23 protein-coding genes are annotated in these 22,794 nt (G+C 43.3%); all 23 read left to right on the top strand.

Annotation, left to right across the window (positions count from 1 at the left end):
- The first annotated feature begins 8 nt into the window (after positions 1–8).
- Complete coding sequence (locus FC98_RS05495; RefSeq protein WP_082602782.1) at positions 9–1,154, top strand: CamS family sex pheromone protein; 1,146 nt, start codon at positions 9–11, stop codon at positions 1,152–1,154.
- A gap of 81 nt (positions 1,155–1,235) precedes the next feature.
- On the top strand, positions 1,236–1,547 hold the full coding sequence (gene gatC / locus FC98_RS05490) for an Asp-tRNA(Asn)/Glu-tRNA(Gln) amidotransferase subunit GatC (RefSeq protein ID WP_008855762.1): 312 nt from the start codon (positions 1,236–1,238) through the stop codon (positions 1,545–1,547).
- Positions 1,547–3,010 carry an Asp-tRNA(Asn)/Glu-tRNA(Gln) amidotransferase subunit GatA gene (gene gatA, locus FC98_RS05485; RefSeq protein ID WP_056949305.1) on the top strand — a complete coding sequence of 488 codons (1,464 nt, stop codon included), beginning with the start codon at positions 1,547–1,549 and terminating at the stop codon, positions 3,008–3,010. Before gatC ends, gatA begins: the two co-directional genes overlap by 1 nt.
- Positions 3,010–4,431, top strand: a complete 1,422-nt coding sequence (gene gatB / locus FC98_RS05480; RefSeq protein WP_008855760.1) for an Asp-tRNA(Asn)/Glu-tRNA(Gln) amidotransferase subunit GatB — start codon at positions 3,010–3,012, stop codon at positions 4,429–4,431. Before gatA ends, gatB begins: the two co-directional genes overlap by 1 nt.
- A 15-nt stretch (positions 4,432–4,446) precedes the next feature.
- A complete protein-coding gene (locus FC98_RS05475) occupies positions 4,447–5,448 on the top strand; it encodes a diacylglycerol kinase (RefSeq protein ID WP_008855759.1) in 1,002 nt (333 codons plus the stop codon).
- A gap of 78 nt (positions 5,449–5,526) precedes the next feature.
- Entirely contained in the window at positions 5,527–6,891 is a 1,365-nt protein-coding gene (gene rlmD / locus FC98_RS05470; RefSeq protein ID WP_056949304.1) for a 23S rRNA (uracil(1939)-C(5))-methyltransferase RlmD, read from the top strand.
- A gap of 640 nt (positions 6,892–7,531) precedes the next feature.
- Entirely contained in the window at positions 7,532–8,731 is a 1,200-nt protein-coding gene (locus FC98_RS05465; RefSeq protein ID WP_040470878.1) for a quaternary amine ABC transporter ATP-binding protein, read from the top strand.
- Positions 8,724–9,575, top strand: coding sequence for an ABC transporter permease (locus FC98_RS05460; protein WP_056949303.1), 852 nt, complete (start codon positions 8,724–8,726; stop codon positions 9,573–9,575). The genes FC98_RS05465 and FC98_RS05460 overlap by 8 nt, the downstream gene beginning before the upstream one ends.
- Positions 9,576–9,587: 12 nt before the next feature.
- Entirely contained in the window at positions 9,588–10,493 is a 906-nt protein-coding gene (locus tag FC98_RS05455; protein WP_008855753.1) for a glycine betaine ABC transporter substrate-binding protein, read from the top strand.
- Positions 10,494–10,700: 207 nt separating this feature from the next.
- Positions 10,701–11,366, top strand: a complete 666-nt coding sequence (gene deoC, locus FC98_RS05450; RefSeq protein ID WP_056949302.1) for a deoxyribose-phosphate aldolase — start codon at positions 10,701–10,703, stop codon at positions 11,364–11,366.
- 22 nt (positions 11,367–11,388) lie between these two features.
- Positions 11,389–12,582, top strand: a complete 1,194-nt coding sequence (locus tag FC98_RS05445) for a phosphopentomutase (RefSeq protein ID WP_056949301.1) — start codon at positions 11,389–11,391, stop codon at positions 12,580–12,582.
- Positions 12,583–12,965: 383 nt separating this feature from the next.
- The gene (deoD, locus tag FC98_RS05435) at positions 12,966–13,679 is read left to right on the top strand and encodes a purine-nucleoside phosphorylase (protein ID WP_008855749.1); all 714 of its coding nucleotides are present in this window, start codon (positions 12,966–12,968) and stop codon (positions 13,677–13,679) included.
- A gap of 65 nt (positions 13,680–13,744) precedes the next feature.
- Complete coding sequence (locus FC98_RS05430; RefSeq protein WP_008855748.1) at positions 13,745–14,692, top strand: sugar-binding transcriptional regulator; 948 nt, start codon at positions 13,745–13,747, stop codon at positions 14,690–14,692.
- A gap of 98 nt (positions 14,693–14,790) precedes the next feature.
- Positions 14,791–16,092: a pyrimidine-nucleoside phosphorylase gene (locus tag FC98_RS05425; protein ID WP_008855747.1), complete on the top strand. Its 1,302-nt coding sequence runs from the start codon at positions 14,791–14,793 to the stop codon at positions 16,090–16,092.
- A gap of 662 nt (positions 16,093–16,754) precedes the next feature.
- Entirely contained in the window at positions 16,755–17,201 is a 447-nt protein-coding gene (gene fabZ / locus FC98_RS05420) for a 3-hydroxyacyl-ACP dehydratase FabZ (RefSeq protein WP_040470871.1), read from the top strand.
- Positions 17,202–17,230: 29 nt separating this feature from the next.
- Positions 17,231–17,698, top strand: coding sequence for a MarR family winged helix-turn-helix transcriptional regulator (locus tag FC98_RS05415; RefSeq protein ID WP_008855744.1), 468 nt, complete (start codon positions 17,231–17,233; stop codon positions 17,696–17,698).
- Entirely contained in the window at positions 17,695–18,678 is a 984-nt protein-coding gene (locus FC98_RS05410; protein ID WP_056949300.1) for a beta-ketoacyl-ACP synthase III, read from the top strand. Before FC98_RS05415 ends, FC98_RS05410 begins: the two co-directional genes overlap by 4 nt.
- Positions 18,679–18,737: 59 nt before the next feature.
- The gene (locus FC98_RS05405) at positions 18,738–18,980 is read left to right on the top strand and encodes an acyl carrier protein (RefSeq protein ID WP_008855742.1); all 243 of its coding nucleotides are present in this window, start codon (positions 18,738–18,740) and stop codon (positions 18,978–18,980) included.
- A gap of 9 nt (positions 18,981–18,989) precedes the next feature.
- Complete coding sequence (locus FC98_RS05400) at positions 18,990–19,907, top strand: ACP S-malonyltransferase (protein ID WP_054654600.1); 918 nt, start codon at positions 18,990–18,992, stop codon at positions 19,905–19,907.
- Entirely contained in the window at positions 19,907–20,638 is a 732-nt protein-coding gene (gene fabG / locus FC98_RS05395; RefSeq protein ID WP_008855740.1) for a 3-oxoacyl-[acyl-carrier-protein] reductase, read from the top strand. Before FC98_RS05400 ends, fabG begins: the two co-directional genes overlap by 1 nt.
- Before the next feature lie 21 nt (positions 20,639–20,659).
- A complete protein-coding gene (fabF, locus tag FC98_RS05390; protein ID WP_008855739.1) occupies positions 20,660–21,889 on the top strand; it encodes a beta-ketoacyl-ACP synthase II in 1,230 nt (409 codons plus the stop codon).
- 3 nt (positions 21,890–21,892) lie between these two features.
- Positions 21,893–22,369 carry an acetyl-CoA carboxylase biotin carboxyl carrier protein gene (gene accB / locus FC98_RS05385; RefSeq protein ID WP_008855738.1) on the top strand — a complete coding sequence of 159 codons (477 nt, stop codon included), beginning with the start codon at positions 21,893–21,895 and terminating at the stop codon, positions 22,367–22,369.
- A gap of 4 nt (positions 22,370–22,373) precedes the next feature.
- Positions 22,374–22,790, top strand: a complete 417-nt coding sequence (locus tag FC98_RS05380; RefSeq protein WP_008855737.1) for a 3-hydroxyacyl-ACP dehydratase FabZ family protein — start codon at positions 22,374–22,376, stop codon at positions 22,788–22,790.
- Positions 22,791–22,794: the final 4 nt, after the last annotated feature.

Raw genomic sequence — 22,794 nt, 5'->3', positions numbered from 1 at the left:
GAGAATCAATGTTAAAAAAAGCAATTGTGGGCATTTCGATTATCCTGTCTGGGTTCATGTTAGCAGCGTGTGGCAGTGTCGATAACCTGTCAAGTGATACTAATAGCTCAAGCGGGTCAAAGGAAAAAACTCAGTTAACGGGTCAGACAAACAGTGACTATTATCAGGGTGTCATTAAGAACGGCCGTTATCGGACGAGCAAGTCTCGTGGCGTGAGCGTTTCCCAGGAAGCCAACCAATTTAATATCAAGGGGTTTGAAAATGGCCTTTTGAATATTTCTAAGAAAGAATTTTCAACTAAGAAATACGTCTTTCAAGAGGGCCAATATCTATCGGCAGATCAAGTTGAAAATTGGTTAGGGAGAAAATCCAGCTCAAATCAAACGGGGCTTAATCCCGTAAAATCTAAGTCGACAAATCCAAATACGCGAACGCCACTTTACTTATCACAAATTGATGAACAGGACTTTATGACTCAGAGTGGCAAGTCCCTGAAGTTATCTGCGATGACGGTGGGGCTGGGAATTAATTCAGTCGATTATTATAAAAAGACTCAGGATGGGCCAACTTATCAAACAAATATCTCTGACGCCCAAGTTCAAGCTCATGGTAAAGAAATTGCCAATCAGGTGCTTCAACGGCTACGGAAAAGAAAGGCCCTTAAAAATATTCCGATCATCATTGCGTTATATAAGCAGGCATCGGATGATAGCTTAGTCGGCGGTAATTTCTTTGCTTATTCACTAAACGATAACGCGGAAACTAAGATCAGCAAGTGGACAAAAATTAATCAAAAAAACTATGTCTTCCCACTTCAATCAAATAAAAAAGGTCCTAGTACTAACGATGAAGATTCTTTTGATAACTTCAAATCAACCATTCAAGGATTCTTCCCCAATCTAAGTGGTGTTACTGCTCAGGCACAGTACACGGATGGGTCATTGAGCGGTATGAACGTTAACATTACAACGCAATTCTACAGCCAGACAGAAATTATCAGCTTTACACAATACATCCAGGGAGCAGCGCAGAAGTACTTACCCGCGAATGCACCAATTGACATTACGGTTCAGTCTACTGAGGGAATTCAAAGCTTCCTCAGCAGAAAGGCCAATGAGAAGAAGTTCTCGGCACACATTTTCAATAGTTATTAATTTTGCAAAAATGGGTTTCATTATATGGTAAAATTATGGTTGTTATAAAACTAAGTAATTTCAGAAGAGAGAAGGATTTCAATGACTGAAAAGATCTCTGAAGATCAAGTAAAACACGTTGCTGAATTGGCAAAGTTGAAGATTAACGATGACCAGCTGCCATACTTTACAACACAGTTAGATAAAATTATTGGCTTGTTTGAAACACTCAGTGAAGTTGATACTGAGGGCGTTGAACCAACCAGTAGCGTTACTGACCAAGTAAACGTTATGCGAGATGACGTTGCCGAAAATTGGCATCAACAACAAGCTTTGTTGGATAACGCCCCTGATACTCAGGACGGTTACATCCGCGTTCCGACGATTATTGATGAAAGCGGGGATAACAACTAATGAATTATTTCAACGAATCATTAACAAGTGTTCATAGTAAGCTGGTTAACGGCGACTTTTCCGCAAAGGAACTTACCCAGCAGACCTTAGCGAATATTAAATCAGTTGATGGCGACATTAACGCCTTTTTGACGGTGGCTGAAAAGGATGCCGTGGCCGATGCTGACCAAATTGATCAAAAGGGAATTGATAAGGATAATCCTTTATCAGGAATTCCCGTTGCAATCAAAGATAATATGTTGACTAAGGGCTTGAAGACGACCGCTGCATCTAAAATATTAGAAAACTTTACGCCAATGTTTGACGCAACGGCTGTTGAAAAGCTCAAGCAATTAGGGACAGTGACGCTTGGAAAAACCAACATGGATGAATTTGCGATGGGGGGTTCAACTGAAAACTCTGCCTTCAAGATTACTCATAATCCCTGGGATACAACAAAGGTTCCCGGTGGATCATCAGGTGGATCAGCTGCTGCCGTTGCGAGTGGTGAAGTATTGGCTGCACTTGGTTCAGATACTGGTGGTTCGATTCGCCAACCCGCATCATTTAATGGGGTTGTTGGCATGAAGCCAACCTATGGCCGGGTTTCTCGCTGGGGGTTAATTGCCTTTGGCTCAAGTTTGGATCAAATTGGGCCGATTACCCGAAACGTTGAAGATAACGCAACGTTGTTAAACGCAATTGCGGGTCACGATAAGCATGATTTAACTTCTTCTATTAAGGAAGTTCCTGATTTCACCAGCGCCCTTAATAAGGGTGTCAAAGGCATGCGTATTGGAATCCCAACCGAATTCATGTCACAAGGGTTAGATGATGACGTTAAGCAAACCGTTTTAGATACGGCTGAGCAATTCAAGAAGCTTGGCGCAACGGTTGAGGAAGTATCATTGCCTCACACGAAGTATGGTGTTGCTGCGTACTATATTATTTCATCTTCAGAAGCGTCCTCTAACTTACAACGGTTTGACGGAATTCGTTATGGCCGGCGGGCTGCTGATGTTAAGAATTTGGAAGACCTGTACGTTAAATCACGTTCAGAAGGTTTTGGTGATGAAGTTAAACGCCGAATTATGCTCGGAACGTTCTCATTATCTGCCGGCTTTTATGACGCTTACTTCAAAAAAGCCGCCCAAGTGCGAACGTTAATGAATAATGATTTTGCCAAGGTCTTTAAGGACTTCGATTTGATTCTTGCCCCAACGGCACCAACACCAGCTTATGGAATTGGCGAAGACGTTTCTGACCCAATGACCATGTATATGAATGATGTTTTGACCTTACCAGTTAATTTGGCAGGGTTACCGGGAATGTCAATTCCAGCCGGTTTCTCTAACGGATTACCAGTTGGCGTCCAGCTGATTGGTCGGCCATATGATGAATTGACGGTTTACCAAGCCGGAAATGCCTTTGAACAAAATACTGACTTTAATAAACAAACACCAAAGATGGGAGGAACTAACTAATGAATTTTCAAACAACAATTGGACTCGAAGTGCACGTTGAGTTAAAAACGAATTCTAAAATCTTTAGTCCTTCTCCCGTAGAATTTGGTGATACACCAAATGCCAATACGAACGTGATTGATTGGGGATACCCTGGCGTTTTACCAACCACTAATAAAGGGGTTGTTCACGATGGCATCATGGCTGGATTAGCCCTGCATGCCCAAATCGAACCCAATCCGCATTTTGACCGAAAGAATTACTTCTACCCTGACAACCCCAAGGCCTATCAGATTACGCAGTCAGAGACTCCCATTGCCCATGACGGGTGGGTCGAGATTGAAGTTGACGGCCAAAAGAAGAAAATTGGGATTGCTGAAATGCATATTGAAGAGGATGCTGGTAAGAATACCCATGAATCTGAACATTCATTCGTTGATTTAAACCGTCAGGGGACCCCGTTGATTGAAATTGTTTCAAAGCCAGACATTGCCTCTGCTGATGAAGCGTATGCTTATTTGGAACAGCTACGGCAAATTGTTCAATTTACTGGGATTTCAGATGTCAAAATGGAAGAAGGTTCAATGCGGGTTGACACCAACATCTCAATTCGTCCCGTTGGTCAAAAAGAATTCGGCACTAAGGTTGAAATGAAGAACATTAATTCATTCAACTATGTCCGAAAGAGTCTTGAATATGAAGAACAGCGCCAACAGCGGGTAATCATGTCTGGTGGTGTTATCCAGCAGGAAACCCGGCGCTTTGATGAAACAACTGGGAAAACCGTCTTAATGCGGGTTAAGGAAGGCTCTGATGATTATCGTTACTTCCCAGAACCAGATTTACCAGTTTTGACAATTTCCCAAGATTGGATTGATCAGATTAACCAGGAATTGCCAGAACCACCTGCCAAGCGACGTGAGCATTACGTTAACGAATTGGGAATTACAGACTATGATGCGATGGTTATTACCCAGACCAAGGAAATGTCTGATTTTTATGATCAGATGATTAAGGCCGGCGCTGATGCTAAATTGGCTGCCAATTATCTTCAAGGTGACGTTAATGCTTACATGAACGATAATCAAGTCGAACTCCAGGATACTAAGATCACGCCTGAACATTTGGCAATGATGATCAAGTTGATCAGTGATGGCACAATTTCGTCTAAGATGGCCAAGAAGGTCTTCAAGGCAATCACGAAGGGTGACGATCCAAAAGCGTTTGTCGAAGAAAAAGGGATGGTTCAATTATCGGACCCTGCTAAATTACAACCAATCGTTGATGACGTTGTTTCCGCCAATCCGCAATCCGTTGAAGACTTTCATAACGGTAAGGATCGGGCAATTGGTTTCTTAGTGGGTCAGATTATGAAACAAACTCATGGGAAAGCTAATCCCCAGGTTGTTAACAAAATGTTAAAAGAATCAATGAGTAAATAGAAAGTCGGGATTAATATGCGTAAACGGGCAAGGGTGATTTATAATCCAACTTCTGGTAGGGAAATTCTTAAGCAGAAGATGGTGGACATTTTAGATATATTTGAACAAGCTGGCTACGAAACCAGCGCATATGCCACCACTGCCGCCAAGGATTCCGCTAAGAACGAAGCTCAAAGAGCCGCTGAAGAGGGATTTGAATTAGTTGTGGCTGCTGGTGGTGATGGCACCATTAATGAGGTTGTTAACGGCATTGCGCCGCTGAAAAAACGACCGAAAATGGCGATCATTCCTGCTGGAACGACTAACGATTATGCTCGGGCGCTGCATATTCCCCGAGAGGATCCGGTTGAAGCAGCCAAGATGGTCTTCAAAAAGCAAATGATTCACATGGATATTGGTAAAGCGGGCGACAACTACTTCATTAATATTGCTGCTGGTGGGTTGTTGACAGAATTAACCTATGATGTGCCATCAGATTTAAAAACCATTTTTGGCTACCTTGCGTATCTGGTTAAGGGGGCCGAATTACTCCCACGGATTAAGCCAATTCAAATGGATTTAAAATATGATGGTGGTGAATTTAAGGGAAAGGCTTCGATGTTTTTCCTGGCGCTTACCAATTCCGTAGGCGGATTCGAACAGATTGTCCCCGATGCGTCACTTGATGATGGTAAGTTTACGTTAATCATTGTCAAAACCAGTAACTTAGTTGAAATCCTTCATCTGGTTTCTAAGGTTTTAAATGGTGGTAAGCACGTTGATGATCCGCGAATTATTTATAAAAAGGTTCGCAAAGTAACTGCTAGGCCGGTCAATGATCCGATGCAGATTAATCTCGATGGTGAATATGGTGGCAACGCGCCGATGACGTTTGTTGATTTAAAACAACATATCGAATTTTTTGCCAACACGGATGAAATTCCGGATCGTGCCTATTCGGACGAAACTGATGAACAAATTCGTCAAGTTGAGCAGAACTTCGTCAAAGGCGTTGACAAACTGCCGGATAAGGAATAGTTTTATAGGATGTTTATTAATTGCGTTACGATGTTTTCGTTTCGCAATTTTTGTTTCTACGCAAATAAGGGTGACTAAATGAAAAGAACTGCTCCAGTATTAAAAAATGAAACTTATGATGTTGATATCACGGACTTAACGTATCAGGGAATGGGCGTTGCGAAGATTGATGATTTTCCGATCTTTATTGAGGACGCGTTACCAACTGAAAACGTGACAATGAAAGTTATCAAAGTAAAGAAAAATTTCGCATTTGGGAAAGTCATTAAGATCAATCAAAAAAGTGCTGACCGGGTTGAGCTAGTTGATAAGGCTTATACCCAAACGGGGATCGCGCCGTTGCAACATCTTAAGTATGATGCTCAGCTTGAGTTTAAACGGCACCAAATTGAAGAAGACTTCAATAAATTGAAGATTGACGTTCAAGTTGATCCAACGATTGGGATGGATAAGCCTTATGAGTATCGGAATAAAGCGCAAATCCCCGTTCGGTTAATTAACGGTAAGTTACAGACTGGCTTTTATCGGAAACATTCCCATGATCTTGTTCCAATTGAAGATTTTTATATTCAAGATCCAGAAATTGACAAGGCAATTGTGGTAGTTCGTGATATTTTGCGCAAGTATCGAATTAAGCCATATGATGAACGCGTTAACGGCGGTGTCATCCGTAACGTGATGGTTCGCCGTGGTCACTATTCTCACGAGATGATGATCGTCTTGATTACACGAACTGAAAAGCTCCCTAGTAATAAGGAAATTGTTACCGACATTACAAAGGCGTTGCCTGAAGTTAAGAGCATTGTCCAAAACGTTAACCCTAAGAAAACGAATGCATTGATGGGTAAGGAAAACAAAGTGTTAGCAGGTCAAAGTACGATTGAAGACACGTTGTTAGGCCTTAAATTTGAAATTTCTGCTAACTCATTTTACCAAGTTAACCCAGTTCAAACGGAAAAACTGTATGATTTAGCAACTAAAAAAGCCGACTTAACAGCCGATGATACCGTTATTGACGCTTATTGTGGGATTGGCACAATCTCGCTGTCAATGGCGCGAGTTGCTAAAAAGGTTTACGGCGTGGAAATTGTTCCAGAGGCGGTTGAGGATGCTAAGAAGAATGCAAAGATCAACGATATTGATAACGTTGAATTTGTGGCTGGCTACGCTGAAGACCAAATGGCTAAATGGCAAGAAGATGGCTTGAAGCCGGACGTAATTGTTGTAGACCCACCACGTAAGGGGCTTGATGGCACGCTGATTGAAAGTGTTGTTAAGATGCAGCCTAAGCGCGTTGTCTACGTTTCTTGTAACCCAGCAACTTTAGCACGGGACGTTAAGTTATTTAATGAACAAGGCTATCAAGTTAACCAGCCGATTCAGCCAGTTGACCAATTTCCACAGACCGTTCATATTGAGTCGATTACAGTGTTGACAAGATAAGTCGGTTGACAGATTTATTAGAAACAGCTGACTAAGGCAATCGACACTTAGGATCCCAAAGCTTAGTGGCAGGGGCCATCATTTCTGTTTTTTGGAAATGATGGCCCCTTCTTCGTTAATGGCAAAAGTCAGCCGATTGTAAATAACTGTTTATGGAATTCCTGGTAGCGTAAGAGCGCTTCCAAATAAATTCCTAATAAATTTAGCAACTTTTTCTAAAAATTGGCCACGAACCCCATCCTTAAAGGATTTGGTGACGGTTACGTACAAATAATGATGCTGGCAAGAAATAATTGAGCTAATCCTTATAATAACAACTCATTGGCGTCATAATTACTCACAGAGTTTAAACTTGCAGCAATTCAACTTATTTGAAACGAGTTCGTATTTTTGTTATGATTTTTAAAGTAAGTTTTAATCCTTGGCACTACCAAATTTGGAAGTACCATTTTTAATATCTTATAGAACAGCTGTGCAAATCAGAGGTTCGCCTCTAGGATTCTTGCGACCCAGATTAAGGAGTTAAGTCAAAGCTCCTACTAATGACGGTCAGCAAACACAGCCTACTTGGCAGCCTCTGAGGACTTTAGGATGCGCACTGTTCTATCGCAAACGCAGAATGATTGATAAGGAGGGGCACATGACAACAAAATTACAAGTGCGACATCTTACCAAGATCTTTGGCCGTCGAATTCCACGGGCCGAAGAATTACTAAAAGCAGGTAAGTCAAAAGCCGAAATTCTAAAATCAGCCGGCGCAACGGTTGGTGTGAACGACGCCAATTTCGAAGTTAACAACGGTGAAATTTTCGTGATTATGGGGTTATCCGGAAGCGGAAAATCAACGATGATCCGGATGATTAATCGATTAATTGAACCAACGTCAGGTGAAATCCTGATTGACGGTGAGAACTTAACGTCACTTAACAAGAAGCAGTTGTTAGACGTCCGGCGGAATAAAATGAGCATGGTTTTTCAAAACTTTGCGCTGTTTCCAAACCGAACAATTATTGAGAATACTGCCTATGGGTTGGAAGTTAAGGGTGTCGATAAGGATGAGCGGCTTAAAAAGTCCCACGAGGCTTTGGAGCTAGTGGGTCTTCATGGTTATGACGATCAGTACCCAACCCAATTATCAGGTGGGATGCAACAGCGGGTTGGATTAGCTAGAGCATTAGCCAATAACTCTGAGATTCTATTGATGGACGAAGCCTTTTCTGCCTTGGATCCCTTGAACCGAAAGGATATGCAGGATGAATTGCTCGACCTACAAGAGAACCTTAAAAAAACAATCGTCTTCATTTCCCATGACCTGAACGAAGCGCTCCGAATTGGTGATCGAATTATGATTATGAAAGATGGGGAAATTGTTCAGACCGGAACGCCTGAAGAGATTTTGACCCAACCGGCTGACGAGTACGTTGAAAAATTCATCGAAGACGTCGACCGAACAAAGGTATTGACCGCTTCTAACGTGATGATTCGGCCAACATTTATCAATATTGATAAAGATGGTCCCCGAATTGCCATGCGCCGGATGGTTGAAAACGAGATTTCATCAGTCTACGTCGTCAATAATAAACGTGAATTTGTGGGGGTTGTAGATGCCAGCCACGTGATGGGATTGATTAAGAAGAAGGAACGTAAACTTGATTCAGTCATCCAAACCAACGTGCCAACGGCGTCACCGGACACGCCAATAACGGATATTATGGAAAAAATCTCATCGACACCGATTCCATTTGCGGTTGTTGATGATAAAAACCACTTGTTAGGAATTATCATTAGAGGTGCCGTTCTTGGTGCAATCTCTGGAAATGAGGTGGTCGAAAATGACTAACATTCCCCAATTACCAATTTCGAGTTGGATTGATAAATTAGTTGATTGGTTAGCAAGCTTTGAAGGCTTCTTTAACGGCGTCACCAACTTTATTGGCGGCATTATCAACGGTTTCCAATGGATCTTTGACCTGTTGCCAATCTGGTTGTTTATGCTGCTCGTTGTGGGTGGTACGTACTGGTTAACCCGTAAAACGAAGCACTGGACCCTGATTATCTTTGAAATCGTTGGGTTACTGTATATTTGGAATCAAGGATTTTGGCGTGACATGACCCAAACGTTGACGTTAGTTCTGACTTCTAGTCTCATTGCGCTAGTGGTCGGGGTTCCCTTAGGTATTTGGATGGGGAAGTCAAAGGTCTTTGAAACAATTAATAAGCCAATTCTTGATTTCATGCAGACGATGCCAGCCTTTGTTTATTTGATTCCGGCAGTTGCGTTTTTTGGAATCGGCATGGTGCCAGGTGTCATTGCATCAGTTATTTTCGCGATGCCACCAACGATTCGGATGACAAATTTGGGAATCAGACAAGTGCCAGCTGATTTGATTGAAGCTGCTGATTCATACGGGTCTACTTCGTGGCAGAAGCTGTTCAAGGTGCAACTACCATTAGCTAAATCAACGTTAATGGCCGGGGTTAACCAAAGTATGATGCTGTCACTTTCAATGGTTGTGATTGCTTCAATGATCGGTGCAATGGGACTTGGAAACAAGGTTTACTTCGCGGTTGGCCGAAACGATGCTGGTGGTGGCTTTGCTGCTGGTCTGGCAATTGTTATCTTGGCGATTATTCTTGATCGAATTACCCAAGCCATTAACCGCAATAAGATCCCTAAGTCATAGAAGGGGGTTAATATGAAAAAACAAAACGGTAAATTAATTCTGCTCCTCTCGGTCGTTGTTTCGATGATTCTGCTTTCTGGCTGTTCAACTAAAATTGCGAAATACAATCCTAATGAGAGCGTTGGGAAGCAAATTAATTATACGATTACTGGGGTTGAAGCCGGGGCTGGCATTATGTCGAGTACCCAAAAGGCCATGAAGGAATATGGATTGGCCGACTCGAAATGGCAATTGCAGACGAGTTCAACTGCTGCAATGGCTAGTACCCTTGGTAAAGCAATTAAGAATCATGAGCCGATTGTGATTACTGGGTGGACACCGCATTGGATGTTTACGAAATACAGTTTGAAGTTCTTGAAGGATCCTAAAAACGTTTATGGAAAAGCCGAGAACATTCATACGATCGCACGGTTAGGTCTTAAAAAAGATAAGCCTGAAGCCTACACTATGTTGAACCGGTTTAATTGGAAACCAGCCCAGATGGCAAATGTCATGCTTAAGGTTAACGGCGGCGAAGATCCTCACAAAGCTGCCAATGATTGGATTAAGCAGAACAAGGCTCAGGTTGATACATGGACTAAGGGGATTAAGCACGTTCATGGTCAATCGATCAAATTGACTTACGTTGCCTGGGACTCTGAGATTGCGTCAACCAACGTGGTTGCCAATGTTTTAAGATCGCTTGGTTACAAAGTTGATATTCAGGCCATGGAAGTTCAGCCACTGTGGGCGTCAATCGCCACAAAAGCCGCTGACGGGATGGTTTGTGCCTGGTTACCAAATACCCAAGGCCTCTACTATAAGGACTATAAGGGCAAATTTGACGATCTGGGCGTGAACTTGAAGGGCGCCAAGGTTGGACTGGCTGTGCCAACGTACATGAAAAATATCAATTCAATTTCTGATTTGAAGAAATAGGCTTGGTGCAGATTTCTACTCTGCGCAGCTATTCTGATACTACCGGGAGCTAAGACAAAGTTTTTTGTCTTAGCTCCTTTTTGGATTGCAAAAAAACATTTTGTACATTATTTCACATTATTGAACAATATTTCAGCAAACTTCTTTACATATGTTCTAGGATCCTGTAAGATGAATTTATAAATAGATGAAAGGGGTTTCATTATCATGACAAAGGACTTAACAAACGCACAACTAGCCAAGTATTTAGACCACACTAATTTAAAACCAGACGCAACTGAGGAGAGTATTCGAGAGACTTGTGAGGAAGCTGTGAAGTATAACACAGCATCCGTTTGCGTGAACTCACACTGGATGCCATTGGTGACTGAAGCACTCAAAGGGTCGACCGTTAATCCAATTACCGTAGTTGGCTTCCCACTTGGAGCAACCAATACGGAAACTAAAGTATATGAAGCAATTACCGCGATTGATCAGGGAGCTGAAGAAATTGATATGGTGATCAACGTTGGCGAATTGATTGGTGGCAATGATGCCTTTGTAACTGAAGATATCCAAAAGGTTGCTGAAGCTGTTCATGCAAAGGGTAAACTGCTTAAAGTGATCTTGGAAACATCATTTTTAAACAACGATCAAATTGTAAGCGGTTGCCAGGACTCGGAAAAAGCGGGATCGGACTACGTTAAAACATCGACTGGCTTTAGTTCAGCTGGGGCAAAGCTTGATGACGTTGCCTTGATGAGAAAGACCGTTGGCGATCGATTAGGGGTTAAAGCATCCGGTGGGATTCATTCTCGTGAAGAGGCACTTGCAATGATTGACGCTGGCGCAAGTCGTCTAGGCGTTAGTGCAACTGTCAAAATCTTATCTTAAGTGATCATTTGGAGGCAAAGTTATGAGTATAAAAAATTATAAACGAATATTTGGAATTGTGATGGATTCAGTTGGGACTGGTGCTGCACCGGATGCCGCTAAATTTGATGATATCGGTTCTGACACATTGGGCCATGTTGGTGAGGCCTACAAAGGTAAGCTCCAGATTCCGAACCTTCAAAAATTAGGGATCTCCAATCTTCGGGAAACCCCCATTGAAGGTGTCGCAAAAATTGACCACCCCATTGGCTACTACGGTAAAATGCAAGAGATTTCTGCCGGTAAGGATAGCATGGATGGTCACTGGGAAATGATGGGGTTGCCAGTTGAAAAGCCGCTAAATACGTTTCCAAATGGGTTTCCTGATGACATCATTGAGAAATTAGAAGACTTTTCTGGCCGCAAGGTTATTGGTAATCGGCCAGAGTCTGGGACCAAGATCATTGCTGAACTTGGTGAGCAGCAAATGAAGACGGGTGACCTGATTGTTTATACATCAGGGGACTCAGTGCTTCAAATTGCGGCCCATGAGACTGTGATTCCACTCAAAGAACTCTACCGGATTTGTGAGTACGCCCGAACATTGGTAAATGGCCCCGAATACACAGTTGGTCGAATCATTGCCCGACCATACGTTGGCCCTGATAAGGATCACTTCACCCGAACAGCCAATCGTCATGATTTCACATTAGAACCAATTGGGAAAACTGATTTAGATTATTTACAAGCAGCTGGGGTTCACACCGTGGGAATTGGTAAGATTAATGACATTTTTTCTGGTCACGGTATTGATGAAGGCTACCATAATGAAAGTAATATGGATGGCATGGACCACGTTGACCACGTAATGGGGGAAGACTTTACCGGCTTTGCGTTTACGAATCTGGTTGATTTTGATGCTATGTATGGTCATCGCCGTAACCCAATTGGTTTTGGTGAGGCTCTCATGGATTTCGATAAACGGTTAGGGACTGTTTTGAAGAACCTCAAGGATGATGACTTGCTTATGATCACCGCTGATCATGGGAACGATCCGGGCTTTAAAGGAACTGATCACACCCGTGAACGCGTTCCATTACTGGTCTATTCACCATCTATGACAAATGGCGGTACGCTAGGAGTTCGAAAGACTTTTGCGGACTTTGGGGCCACAGTCCTTGATAACTTCAACGTGACGGGCAATGGTGTTGGGACTGGTTTCTTGGAGGAAATTTAGGACAGCTGCGCAAAGCAGAAACTTCCACATAAGCACCTCTGACAAAAATCCCCCAAAACCAGGGATTTCTGTCAGAGGAGACTTATGTTCCAGTTTCTAACCGCTTTGTTCCGCTCACTTAACAGGACAGCTGCGTCAGGCAGAAACTTCCATATAAGCACCTTGGTCAGAAATTCCAAGCCCAGGAATTCCCGCCCAAGGAGACTTATATTCCAGTTTCTAAGCGCCTGACTCCGCTCACTTAACAGGACAGCTCCTCCAGGCAGAAATCTGCGTGTAAGCACCTCCGAGAAAAATTCCAGAACCGGGAATTCTCCTCGGAGGAGACTTACACTCCGATTTCTAAGCGCCTGGATCCGCTCACTTAACTAGGAGGTCATTACATGAGTACACACATTGGTGCAAAACCAGGGGAAATCTCAGATACAGTTTTAATGCCAGGTGATCCACTGCGGACAAAATTTATTGCGGAAACCTATTTGGATGATCCCGTTCAATACAGTAACGTTCGCAATATGTTTGGTTATACAGGAACCTATAAAGGGAAAAGGATTTCCGTTCAAGGTTCTGGGATGGGGATTCCTTCGTTAGCCATTTATACAACCGAGCTCATTAAGGAATATGGCGTTAAAACCATTTATCGCGTTGGTAGCTGTGGCGGGATGAGCCCAGACGTTAAGATTCGGGATGTTATTTTAGGCCAAGCCGGAACGACTGACTCGTCAATTATTCAAAACACGTTTGGCCCAGGGATGTATTACTCGCCAATCGCTGACTTTGGGTTACTGGACTCAGCCTACCATACGGCCCAAGAGATGAATATCAAAACAAAGGTGGGAAATATTTTTGCCGCCGACCGATTCTACAACGATGAACTGGATATTCATAAATTGATTGACTATGGTGTTTTAGCTACCGAAATGGAAACATCCGGCCTTTATTTACTTGCCGCCAAGCACCACATTCGGGCACTCACTATTTTGACGGTGAGTGATCACTTGTTAACTGGGGAGGCATTATCAGCCAAAGAACGGGAAACGTCATTCGATGAAATGGCTCGCCTATCATTGGAAACAGCTGTTAAGAATATGAAGTAAGGGTTATTTTGAGGGGGATTTGGCAACGCATGCGTACTTTAAAATAAATTCGGAGAGAAGACGCCATGGCAGAAATTAGAGACGTGACTAAGTTAAAGCAGAGCTTGCAGGTTGTTGAATTGTACTATCAAGACAATCTCAGTCAGCTAGAAATTGCGAGACAGCTGGGAATATCACGGCCAACGGTTTCTCGATTGATTCAGTATGCCAAGGAGAACGGGCTGGTTAAAATCCAGATTATTAATCCGTTGGTGGATTCTCAGGTATTAGCCGACCAATTGGAAACAAAATACGGGGTTCAGTTTCATGTGGTTCCAAATAATTACGGTGGGATGACGGCGACTGCGGACAGTGTGGGGAAATTTGCAGCGGATTACCTGACCACGGTCGTTGAACCCGGCGATATTATTGGGATTGGTTGGGGCCACACCATTCATTCGGTTACCAAACAGGTCGAGGAGCAAAATGCCTCCGGGGTCCGGGTTGTTCAGCTAAAAGGAAGTATTAGCCACTCTCAGGAGAAAACCTGGGCGTATGAAAGTGTCAACGAGTTAGCAAAGGCTTATCACACTCGGCCGGAGTACCTGCCACTGCCAGTCATTTTTGACAATAAGGTAACCAAGGAAATGGTGGAAAGTGATCGCCATATTAAACGGATTCTAGATCTTGGCCGTAAAGCTAACGTTGCGTTATTTACCGTTGGGACAGTGCGATCAGAGGCGTTGATTTTCCAACTGGGCTACTTTAACCAACAGGAAAAGGCCCAACTTCAAAGGGATGCAATCGGCGATGTTTTTTCCCGGTTTATTGATCGGGAAGGCCGCCTTGTTAGTAACCAAATTGATGACCGCACGATTGGCATTCACCTAGATGATTTAAAAGCCAAAAAAGCAGCTATTTTGGTTGCAACTGGGAATCGAAAAGTAGCTGGCGTTCACGCAGTTTTGCGGGCTAAATACACAAATTGCACGATTATTGATCAAGGCTTAGCCCAATTACTGCTTGATTATTGATATATAAGTCCGGCTTCGTTATTGAATGGGGATCAGATAGTGAGCCGGATTTTTGATGATAAGGGATTTAACTAGCTTCTTGAAAGGAGACTTTTACAATGAGAATGGTAGATATTATTCACGCAAAACGGTCAGGAAATGAGTTGACTGATGAGCAAATTCAGTATTTTGTGGACGGCGTGGTTTCTGGTGATATTCCAGATTACCAAACCAGTGCGTTATTGATGGCAATCTTCTTTCAGGGAATGACCAAGAAGGAACAGGCAACCTTGACCATGAAGATGATGGCGTCTGGAGATCATCTTGACCTAAGTAGTATTCCCGGAATCAAGGTGGATAAACATTCTACCGGTGGCGTTGGTGATAAGACGAGCATTCCACTGGCAGCGGTGGTTGCTGCCCTCGGAATTCCGGTTCCAATGATTTCTGGGCGTGGCCTTGGTCACACCGGTGGCACGCTTGATAAATTGGAAGCAATTCCGGGCTATAAAGTGGAAATTAGTGAGCAGGATTTCATTGAGCAAGTTAAAAAGGATAAATTAGCAATTATTGGCGCTACTGGTAACATCGCCCCAGCAGACAAGAAAATTTATGCTTTACGGGACGTTACTGATACCGTTGATTCAATTCCGCTAATTGCCGGTTCAATTATGAGTAAAAAGATTGCCTCCGGGACGGATGCATTAGTAATTGATGTTAAAACGGGAGCCGGGGCCTTTATGAAGACATTAGCTGACTCGCGGGCCCTAGCCAAGGCATTGGTTGACATTGGAAAAGGCGTTGGCATGCAGTGTATGGCTTTGATTACCGACATGAATCAACCGTTAGGAGACGCCATTGGTAATTCGCTGGAAATTGAAGAATCAATTTCGCTATTGAAGGGTAATGGGCCAGCCGACCTTGAGAAGTTAATTGTGACAATTGGTGGCTATATGGCGGTTATGGGTGACAAGGCTAAAACGACCGATGAGGGTCAAAAATTGTGTGAAGAAGTCATTCATAATGGTGAGGCCTTAGCAAGTTTTGAAGCAATGGTTCGTGATCAGGGCGGCAATCCGGAGGTAGTGAATGATCCCAAGGGCATTTTGCCTCAGGCTAAGTATCAGATTGATTTGCCAGCCAAAAAAGCCGGCGTGGTTTCTAAGATTGTTGCTGATGAAGTTGGTGTGGCCAGCATGTTACTTGGTGGTGGCCGCCAAAAAGCAGATGATAAGCTTGATTATTCAGTCGGCATTATGCTGCACAAAAAGATTGGTGACCCGGTCAAAGTGGGTGAAGCCTTGCTGACAATTTATAGTAATCGGGAAAATGTTGATGATATTAAGCAGCTCCTGTATCAAAATATTGCGGTATCGGATTCAGCCAAGGCGCCAGAATTGATTTACGAAACAATTGAATAGGAAGAGACAGGGACGATAGGCGTTTAGGTTCCAGAATTTAACGAAGATTTAGTCAATATAAAGTAGTGATTAAAGCTGTCATTACAAACGAAAAAATGACTAATGTCTAGGTCTCCTGTTTCTAAAATAGGCTTCTAGCTAAAATCCAAATTTGGGGATTTCAGCTAGAGGCTTTTTGCTGCAAATAAAAGTGAGCGGAGCAAAGCGGTTAGAAGTCGGAGTGTAAGTCTCCTATCGAGGAAATTCCTGGGCTTGGAATTTTTTCGATAGGTGCTTACACGCAGATTTTTGCTTTGTGCAGCTGTCCTAAAAAAGTGAGCGGAGCAAAGCGGTTAGAAGTCGGAGTGTAAGTCTCTTTAAATATGAATTTCTGGGTTTGGAATTTGTATTTAGGGTGCTTATGCGCAAGTTTCTGCCTTGAGCAGCTGTCCTAGTAGAAAAATTTATTTTGCCACTCGTAACGTGAATGTGGTGCCTTTTAACGGCATGCCCTTAATTAGAATAGTTTGATATTCAAATTAATCTGTTATATGATGTGTCTTGTTTAAAAACGAAGTACGGATCGGGTTTGAATTTGGTGAGTTTCTTTAACTAATTAGTTCGAACTTCAAACTAATATGACTGTTCAAACACGATCATCTGTGACTGAAAGGAAGAAATCAATGAGTGTATTAGACGCAGCTGAAATTATGGATTTGATCCCCAACCGGTATCCTATTTTATTTATGGACAAAGTTGATGAGTTAAATCCTGGTGAATCAATTGTTTGTACCAAGAACGTGACGATTAACGAGGAATTTTTCCAAGGCCATTTTCCTGGCAACCCCGTAATGCCGGGGGTATTAATTATTGAATCACTTGCTCAAGCCGCTTCAATTTTGATTTTGAAAACTAAAAAGTATCAAGGAAAAACGGCTTACCTTGGCGCCATTGATAGCGCAAAGTTTAGGAAAGTAGTTCGACCAGGAGATGTCTTAAAGTTGCACGTTGAGATGGAAAAGCAACGTGACAATATGGGGAAGGTTAAGTGTGAAGCAAAGGTAGACGATAAAGTTGCCTGTTCTGCAGAATTAACCTTTATTGTGCCGGATCCCAAAAAGAAGATTTAATTTGGGTGAATTCTTAGGAGAATCAATTAATGAATGCGATAAGTGATGAAATTAAGGCCGACTATAACTTTATTAGTGACTCCTTGGTGGACATTTATGATCAGATTATGCGAATCGAAGAGAGCGAAATTAAGAAGAGCCGGTTTAAAGACATCACCGCAAAGGAACTCCATTTGGTTCACACAATTGGCCTGCATGATCGAAAAACCACTTCTGAGGTCGCTAGAATCTTACGATTGAGCAAGGGAACACTGACGGCGAACTTAAATAATTTGGAGCGGAAGGGGTATATTTCACGGTTAACTAATCAGCAAGACCGACGAATTATCAACCTGGCGTTAACTGATAAGGGCAGATTGCTTTACCGAGCGCATTACGCGTTCCATCGGAAATTAGTTGAGCAATGCCTAAAGGGGTTCAATGGGTCAGATATTAAGAAAATGAAGCAGGCGTTAGTTAACGTGGAAGACTTTATTGGTGAGGTTTCAGCTAAATGAAATTTGAAGACTTCAAAATAATGGCAACGGCCAGTACAGTTCCTGAGCGGATTGTCGACAATAATGAATTATCAACCATGATGCCCACCTCAGATGACTGGATTACCCAGCGGACAGGCATTAAGCGGCGCCATGTTGCGACTACCGAAACAACCAGTTCACTCTGCTTGACCGTTGCAACGAAGCTGTTAGCTAAAAGCAAGCTCAACGCGAGTGATATTGATTTAATCGTGGTTGCAACAATGTCTCCGGATTATTTAACGCCGTCTGTGAGCGCTATGGTTCAGGGAAAGCTTGGCGCGACTAATGCGATTGCGTTTGACATTGACGCAGCCTGTTCAGGATTTGTGTACGGGATGCATGTTGTCAAGCAAATGCTAATGGCGAATCAGCAAAAAAATGCCATTCTAATTGGCGGTGAAACCCTCAGCAAACTCATTGATTGGCAAGATCGATCGACTGCCGTTTTATTCGGCGATGGTGCCGGCGGGGTTTTAATTAGGAACACATCAGCTGCCAGCGGTTCATTTGTGTCAGAAAAGCTCAAGACGTTAGGTGAATTAGGTGATAACCTGACGGCTGGTCAGACTGGTGAGCCGTCACCGTTTGTCAGTGATCAAACGCCCCGTTCGCCGTTTTTTAAAATGAACGGGCGGCGGGTGTATCGCTTTGCCGTCAAGAATGTCCCTGAATCAATTAATGAGGCGTTGGCGCATGCGGGGATGACGGTCGAAGACGTTGACTGCTTTGTCCTCCATCAGGCTAACCAACGAATTGTTGAGCGAATTGCGGATGAGCTGGCCGTTCCAATGAGTAAATTTCCAATTAACATTGATGAGTATGGTAATACAGCGGCTGCAAGTGAACCAATCTTGTTAGACGAGTTGGTTAAACAACAGCGCATTAAAAGGGGGGATGTCATCGCGTTATCTGGCTTTGGCGGCGGCTTAACCGTCGGTACCATGATTATTAAGTATTAAAGAACTAACAAATTAATGACAACTAAAATGAATGACTTAAAATTTGGAGGAAACTAACAATGACTAAAGAAGAAGTATTTGGCAAGGTAAAAGAAATTATCGTGGATCAATTGGACGTAGATGCTGACAAGATTAAGGAAGACACTAATTTCAAGAACGACTTGGATCTAGACAGCTTAGATATTTTTGAAGTGATCGATAAAATCGAAGATACTTACGATATCGAAATCGAAACTGACGAGGGGATGGAAACAGTCGGTGAATTAGTTGATTACGTCCTCAAACAAACCGCTGATAAGTAGGGTGATTAGTTGAAATTAGGGTATTTATTTAGTGGTCAGGGCAAACAATTTGCTGGAATGGGCCAAGATTTATACAGACAAGAGTCAGTATATCGACAGACGGTTGAAGAAGCTTCTGAAGCGTTAGGCATGGACCTAAACGATGCAGCTGTTTTGGATAAGCCAGTGAATACCCAGGTTGCAATTGTGACAATGAGCACCGGCCTTTACCGAATCATGGCAAAGGAGGGCGGCTTGCCACTTGGCGTAACTGGGTTGAGTTTAGGCGAATACAGCGCCTTGCTTGCAGCTGGTGGGTTAACGTTCGCTGATACACTTCACTTGGTTCAGGACCGCAGCACGTACATGGATCAGGCTGGGAAGGCCCACCCTGGAAAAATGGCTGCTGTTTTGAAAACAAATGCTGCAATGGTGGACCAGGCAATTGCGTTTGGTGCAAAACAAGGTCCAATTTACGCGGCTAACTACAACACAGATTCTCAAATTGTAATTGGGGGGTCGCCAGAAGGGCTTGAAGCCGTAACTGACTATCTGCACGATCATGGGGTAAAGCGAGTCGTGCCGTTGAAGATGACGGTAGCTTCTCATACGCCGTTTATGCAGGAGGCTTCTGATCTGTTAGCTGACCGAATTCAAGGGGTCGACTTTCATAAACTTGCCTTTCCGGTGATTAGTAATACGACGGCACAGCCGTTTGACATGTCGATGATTAAACAGACCTTGGTTGCCCAACTCATTAAGCCAACTCATTTTGCTGACTGTTTAACGCAACTCACCCAATTGGGGTGCGACACATTGGTAGAATTGGGCCCTGGCGACACGTTAATGAAATTTGCGAAGAAGGCCGTTGATAAGGGACACACATGCCATATTGACAGCGTTGAGACGCTGAATGATTTTCGATCAAAAATAAAGTTGGTGAAATAATGAGTGAAACAAAACAAGTAGCTTTGGTAACTGGCGCCGCAAAGGGAATTGGCTTGGCAATTGCGAAACGGCTTGCCAATGATGGCATGACGGTTGTCATCAATTCACATCACGCCTTAACGGCTGACGAAAAGCAGAATTTTGCCGATCAAGGGTTAGTCTTTGACAACCTGGTTGGCGATGTTGCTAATGAAACTGACGCTGAAAAGATGGTCAATGACGTGGTTGCCAAATACGGTCAACTTGATGTGCTGGTAAACAACGCTGGGATTACCAAGGATAAGCTGTTAAGCCGAATGAAATTGGCTGATTTTGAAGCGGTAATCAATACTAATTTAGTTGGGGCCTTTAACATGACGAAGTTTGCGATGAAAATCATGCAAAAGAGCCGAACCGGGGCCATCGTTAACCTGGCAAGTATTTCTGGGTTGCATGGCAATCTTGGGCAAGCCAATTACTCTGCCAGCAAGGCGGGCTTAGTTGGCTTAACTAAGACAGCTGCCCGTGAAGGCGCGTTGAGAAATATTCGGTGTAACGCGGTTGCCCCTGGGATGGTTGCCACTGATATGACGGCTAAGATGAGTGAGCGGCGGCAAAAAGAGTTCACTGACCAAATTCCGTTGAAACGTTTTGGTGATCCAGCTGAAGTTGCCGATGCGGTTACCTTTTTGGTCCACAATCAATACATTACCGGCCAAGTGATCACCATTGACGGCGGTTTAACAATCTAGAATTGTTGAAGGAGTAAATTAATGAGCAGAGTAGTAATTACTGGAATGGGAATTGTTTCTCCCATTGGAAATGATGTTGACAGTTTTTTGAAGAACTTATTTGCTTCCAAGGTTGGCATCAATGCAATTACCAAGTTTGATGCTGAGCCCACTGGCATTACCGTTGCTGGTGAGGTCACTGACTTTGATCCGTTGAAACGGGTCGATAAAAAATTTGCCAAGCGAAACGACCTTTTCTGTACCTATGCGCTGTATAGTGCGAAGGAAGCGATGGAGATGGCTGGTCTTACTGAGGATAACATTGACCCCGAAGATCTAGGCGTTATCTATGGTTCTGGTATTGGTGGTTTGACAACCATTCAAGAGCAGGTTATCAAAATGCACGACAAGAGCCCAAAGCGGGTTTCCCCGTTATTTGTCCCGGACTCAATCATTAACATGGCGGCTGGTAATATTTCGATTGCCTTTAACGCGTTGAATACTAGCCAGGGAATTGTGACTGCTTGTTCATCAGGAACTAATGCAATTGGAAATGCCTTTGAATATATTAAGCAGGGTAAGGCAAAAGCAATCATTGCGGGTGGCACTGAAGCTTCGGTAAACGAAATTGGGATTGCTGGGTTTGCTGCGCTGACAGCCCTCTCTAAGGAAGCTGATCCAAAGAAGGCGTCAATTCCATTTGATAAGGACCGAAATGGGTTTGTGCTTGGTGAAGGTTCTGGCACGGTTATTCTAGAAGACTACGATCATGCCAAAGCGCGTGGTGCTAATATCTTAGCTGAAATTGTTGGTTACGGGACGACGAGTGACGCTTATCATATGACTGCACCAGATCCAGAAGGCAAGGGAGCCATTCGGGCCATGCAACAGGCGGTTGATGAAGCCGGGATTGATGAAACTGACGTTGATTATATTAACGCCCATGGAACTAGCACCCACGCTAACGATAGTGCTGAGGCAAAGGCGATCAAGCAGGTCTTTGCTAAGAATGATCACGTTAAGGTCAGCAGCACTAAGGGGATGACGGGTCATGCTTTAGGGGCTGCCGGCGCGATTGAAGCGGTGGCAACGATTGGCGCAATTCAGCATAATCAGATGCCCGTTAACGTTGGCGTGGTTAATCAAGACGAGGAATGTGATATTGAATTGGTTAACGATGCTAATAAGCAGGCCCCGGTTAATTACGCGATTAGTAACTCATTTGGTTTTGGAGGCCATAACGCGGTAATTGCATTTAAGGGATGTGATTAGAAGATGGATGAAAAAGAAATTGAACGGTTACTTGATAAATTTGATAAATCATCACTGAAGCAATTTGAATTATCACAGGCCGATTTTAAATTATCTTTGAGTAAGCGTGAGCAAGATGATCGACCAGGTGTCCAAGAATCAGCTGAACCATCAGATAGCCTTGAAGACGGTGTCGATGCTAAAGTGACTAACCGACAGCCAGAATCAGCGGGCGAGTCTAAACCAGCTGTTTCGGATAACGTTGCTGAAATTAAGGCGCCGCTGGTTGGCGTTGTTTACTTTGCGCCAAGCCCCGATAAGCCGGTTTTCAAAAAGCAGGGCGACCACGTTGAAAAGGGCGAGGTGGTTTGTGTGATTGAAGCCATGAAGATGATTAATGAAGTTAAGAGCGATGTTTCTGGCACAATCACTAATATTTTAGTTGAAGATGGCAGTATGGTTGAATATGACCAGCCGATTTTTCAAGTGATAAAGGGGTAATCAGATGAAACCAGAAGTAAATGATGTTATTCCGCAGCGATACCCTTTTGAAATGATTGATAAGTTTACCAACGTTGAACCAGGAGTTGCTGCCTCAGCGGTTAAGCTGATTTCGATCAACGAATGGTTCTTTGCCAACCAGCCGGCAACTCATTTGGTGGTGCCACGGCCAATTATGATTGAGGCGATGGCCCAAACCGGCGTGGCGGCAATTTTGTCCATGCCTGAAAACCAAGGGAAGAACGTTTTCTTTGGTGGGATTAAAAACGCTGTCTTTCAAGCTGATTTTCGGCCTGGTGACAAGTTGGAATTTGAAGTTATCATGAAAAAGCTAAAGCGCAATATTGGCCTGGGTCACGGAACGATTCGGCGCAATGGCCAATCAATTTGTGAAGCAGACTTAATTTTTGCCGTTGAATAAAATG

Origin of the sequence: Lentilactobacillus kisonensis DSM 19906 = JCM 15041 (genome assembly GCF_001434135.1) — a bacterium.
Classification (GTDB): Bacteria; Bacillota; Bacilli; order Lactobacillales; family Lactobacillaceae; genus Lentilactobacillus; species Lentilactobacillus kisonensis.
Note: the sequence above shows the minus strand (reverse complement) of the source record. Positions and strands in the feature narration are given on the sequence as shown.

Coding starts and splice junctions, on each gene's coding strand:
- FC98_RS05465 (WP_040470878.1), top strand. CDS start 7,532: ATGACAACAAAATTACAAGTGCGACATCTTACCAAGATCTTTGGCCGT.
- FC98_RS05445 (WP_056949301.1), top strand. CDS start 11,389: ATGAGTATAAAAAATTATAAACGAATATTTGGAATTGTGATGGATTCA.
- FC98_RS05380 (WP_008855737.1), top strand. CDS start 22,374: ATGAAACCAGAAGTAAATGATGTTATTCCGCAGCGATACCCTTTTGAA.
- gatC (WP_008855762.1), top strand. CDS start 1,236: ATGACTGAAAAGATCTCTGAAGATCAAGTAAAACACGTTGCTGAATTG.
- deoD (WP_008855749.1), top strand. CDS start 12,966: ATGAGTACACACATTGGTGCAAAACCAGGGGAAATCTCAGATACAGTT.
- FC98_RS05430 (WP_008855748.1), top strand. CDS start 13,745: ATGGCAGAAATTAGAGACGTGACTAAGTTAAAGCAGAGCTTGCAGGTT.
- FC98_RS05425 (WP_008855747.1), top strand. CDS start 14,791: ATGAGAATGGTAGATATTATTCACGCAAAACGGTCAGGAAATGAGTTG.
- FC98_RS05475 (WP_008855759.1), top strand. CDS start 4,447: ATGCGTAAACGGGCAAGGGTGATTTATAATCCAACTTCTGGTAGGGAA.
- fabG (WP_008855740.1), top strand. CDS start 19,907: ATGAGTGAAACAAAACAAGTAGCTTTGGTAACTGGCGCCGCAAAGGGA.
- FC98_RS05405 (WP_008855742.1), top strand. CDS start 18,738: ATGACTAAAGAAGAAGTATTTGGCAAGGTAAAAGAAATTATCGTGGAT.
- gatA (WP_056949305.1), top strand. CDS start 1,547: ATGAATTATTTCAACGAATCATTAACAAGTGTTCATAGTAAGCTGGTT.
- fabF (WP_008855739.1), top strand. CDS start 20,660: ATGAGCAGAGTAGTAATTACTGGAATGGGAATTGTTTCTCCCATTGGA.
- FC98_RS05495 (WP_082602782.1), top strand. CDS start 9: ATGTTAAAAAAAGCAATTGTGGGCATTTCGATTATCCTGTCTGGGTTC.
- FC98_RS05455 (WP_008855753.1), top strand. CDS start 9,588: ATGAAAAAACAAAACGGTAAATTAATTCTGCTCCTCTCGGTCGTTGTT.
- accB (WP_008855738.1), top strand. CDS start 21,893: ATGGATGAAAAAGAAATTGAACGGTTACTTGATAAATTTGATAAATCA.
- FC98_RS05460 (WP_056949303.1), top strand. CDS start 8,724: ATGACTAACATTCCCCAATTACCAATTTCGAGTTGGATTGATAAATTA.
- rlmD (WP_056949304.1), top strand. CDS start 5,527: ATGAAAAGAACTGCTCCAGTATTAAAAAATGAAACTTATGATGTTGAT.
- gatB (WP_008855760.1), top strand. CDS start 3,010: ATGAATTTTCAAACAACAATTGGACTCGAAGTGCACGTTGAGTTAAAA.
- FC98_RS05410 (WP_056949300.1), top strand. CDS start 17,695: ATGAAATTTGAAGACTTCAAAATAATGGCAACGGCCAGTACAGTTCCT.
- deoC (WP_056949302.1), top strand. CDS start 10,701: ATGACAAAGGACTTAACAAACGCACAACTAGCCAAGTATTTAGACCAC.
- FC98_RS05415 (WP_008855744.1), top strand. CDS start 17,231: ATGAATGCGATAAGTGATGAAATTAAGGCCGACTATAACTTTATTAGT.
- fabZ (WP_040470871.1), top strand. CDS start 16,755: ATGAGTGTATTAGACGCAGCTGAAATTATGGATTTGATCCCCAACCGG.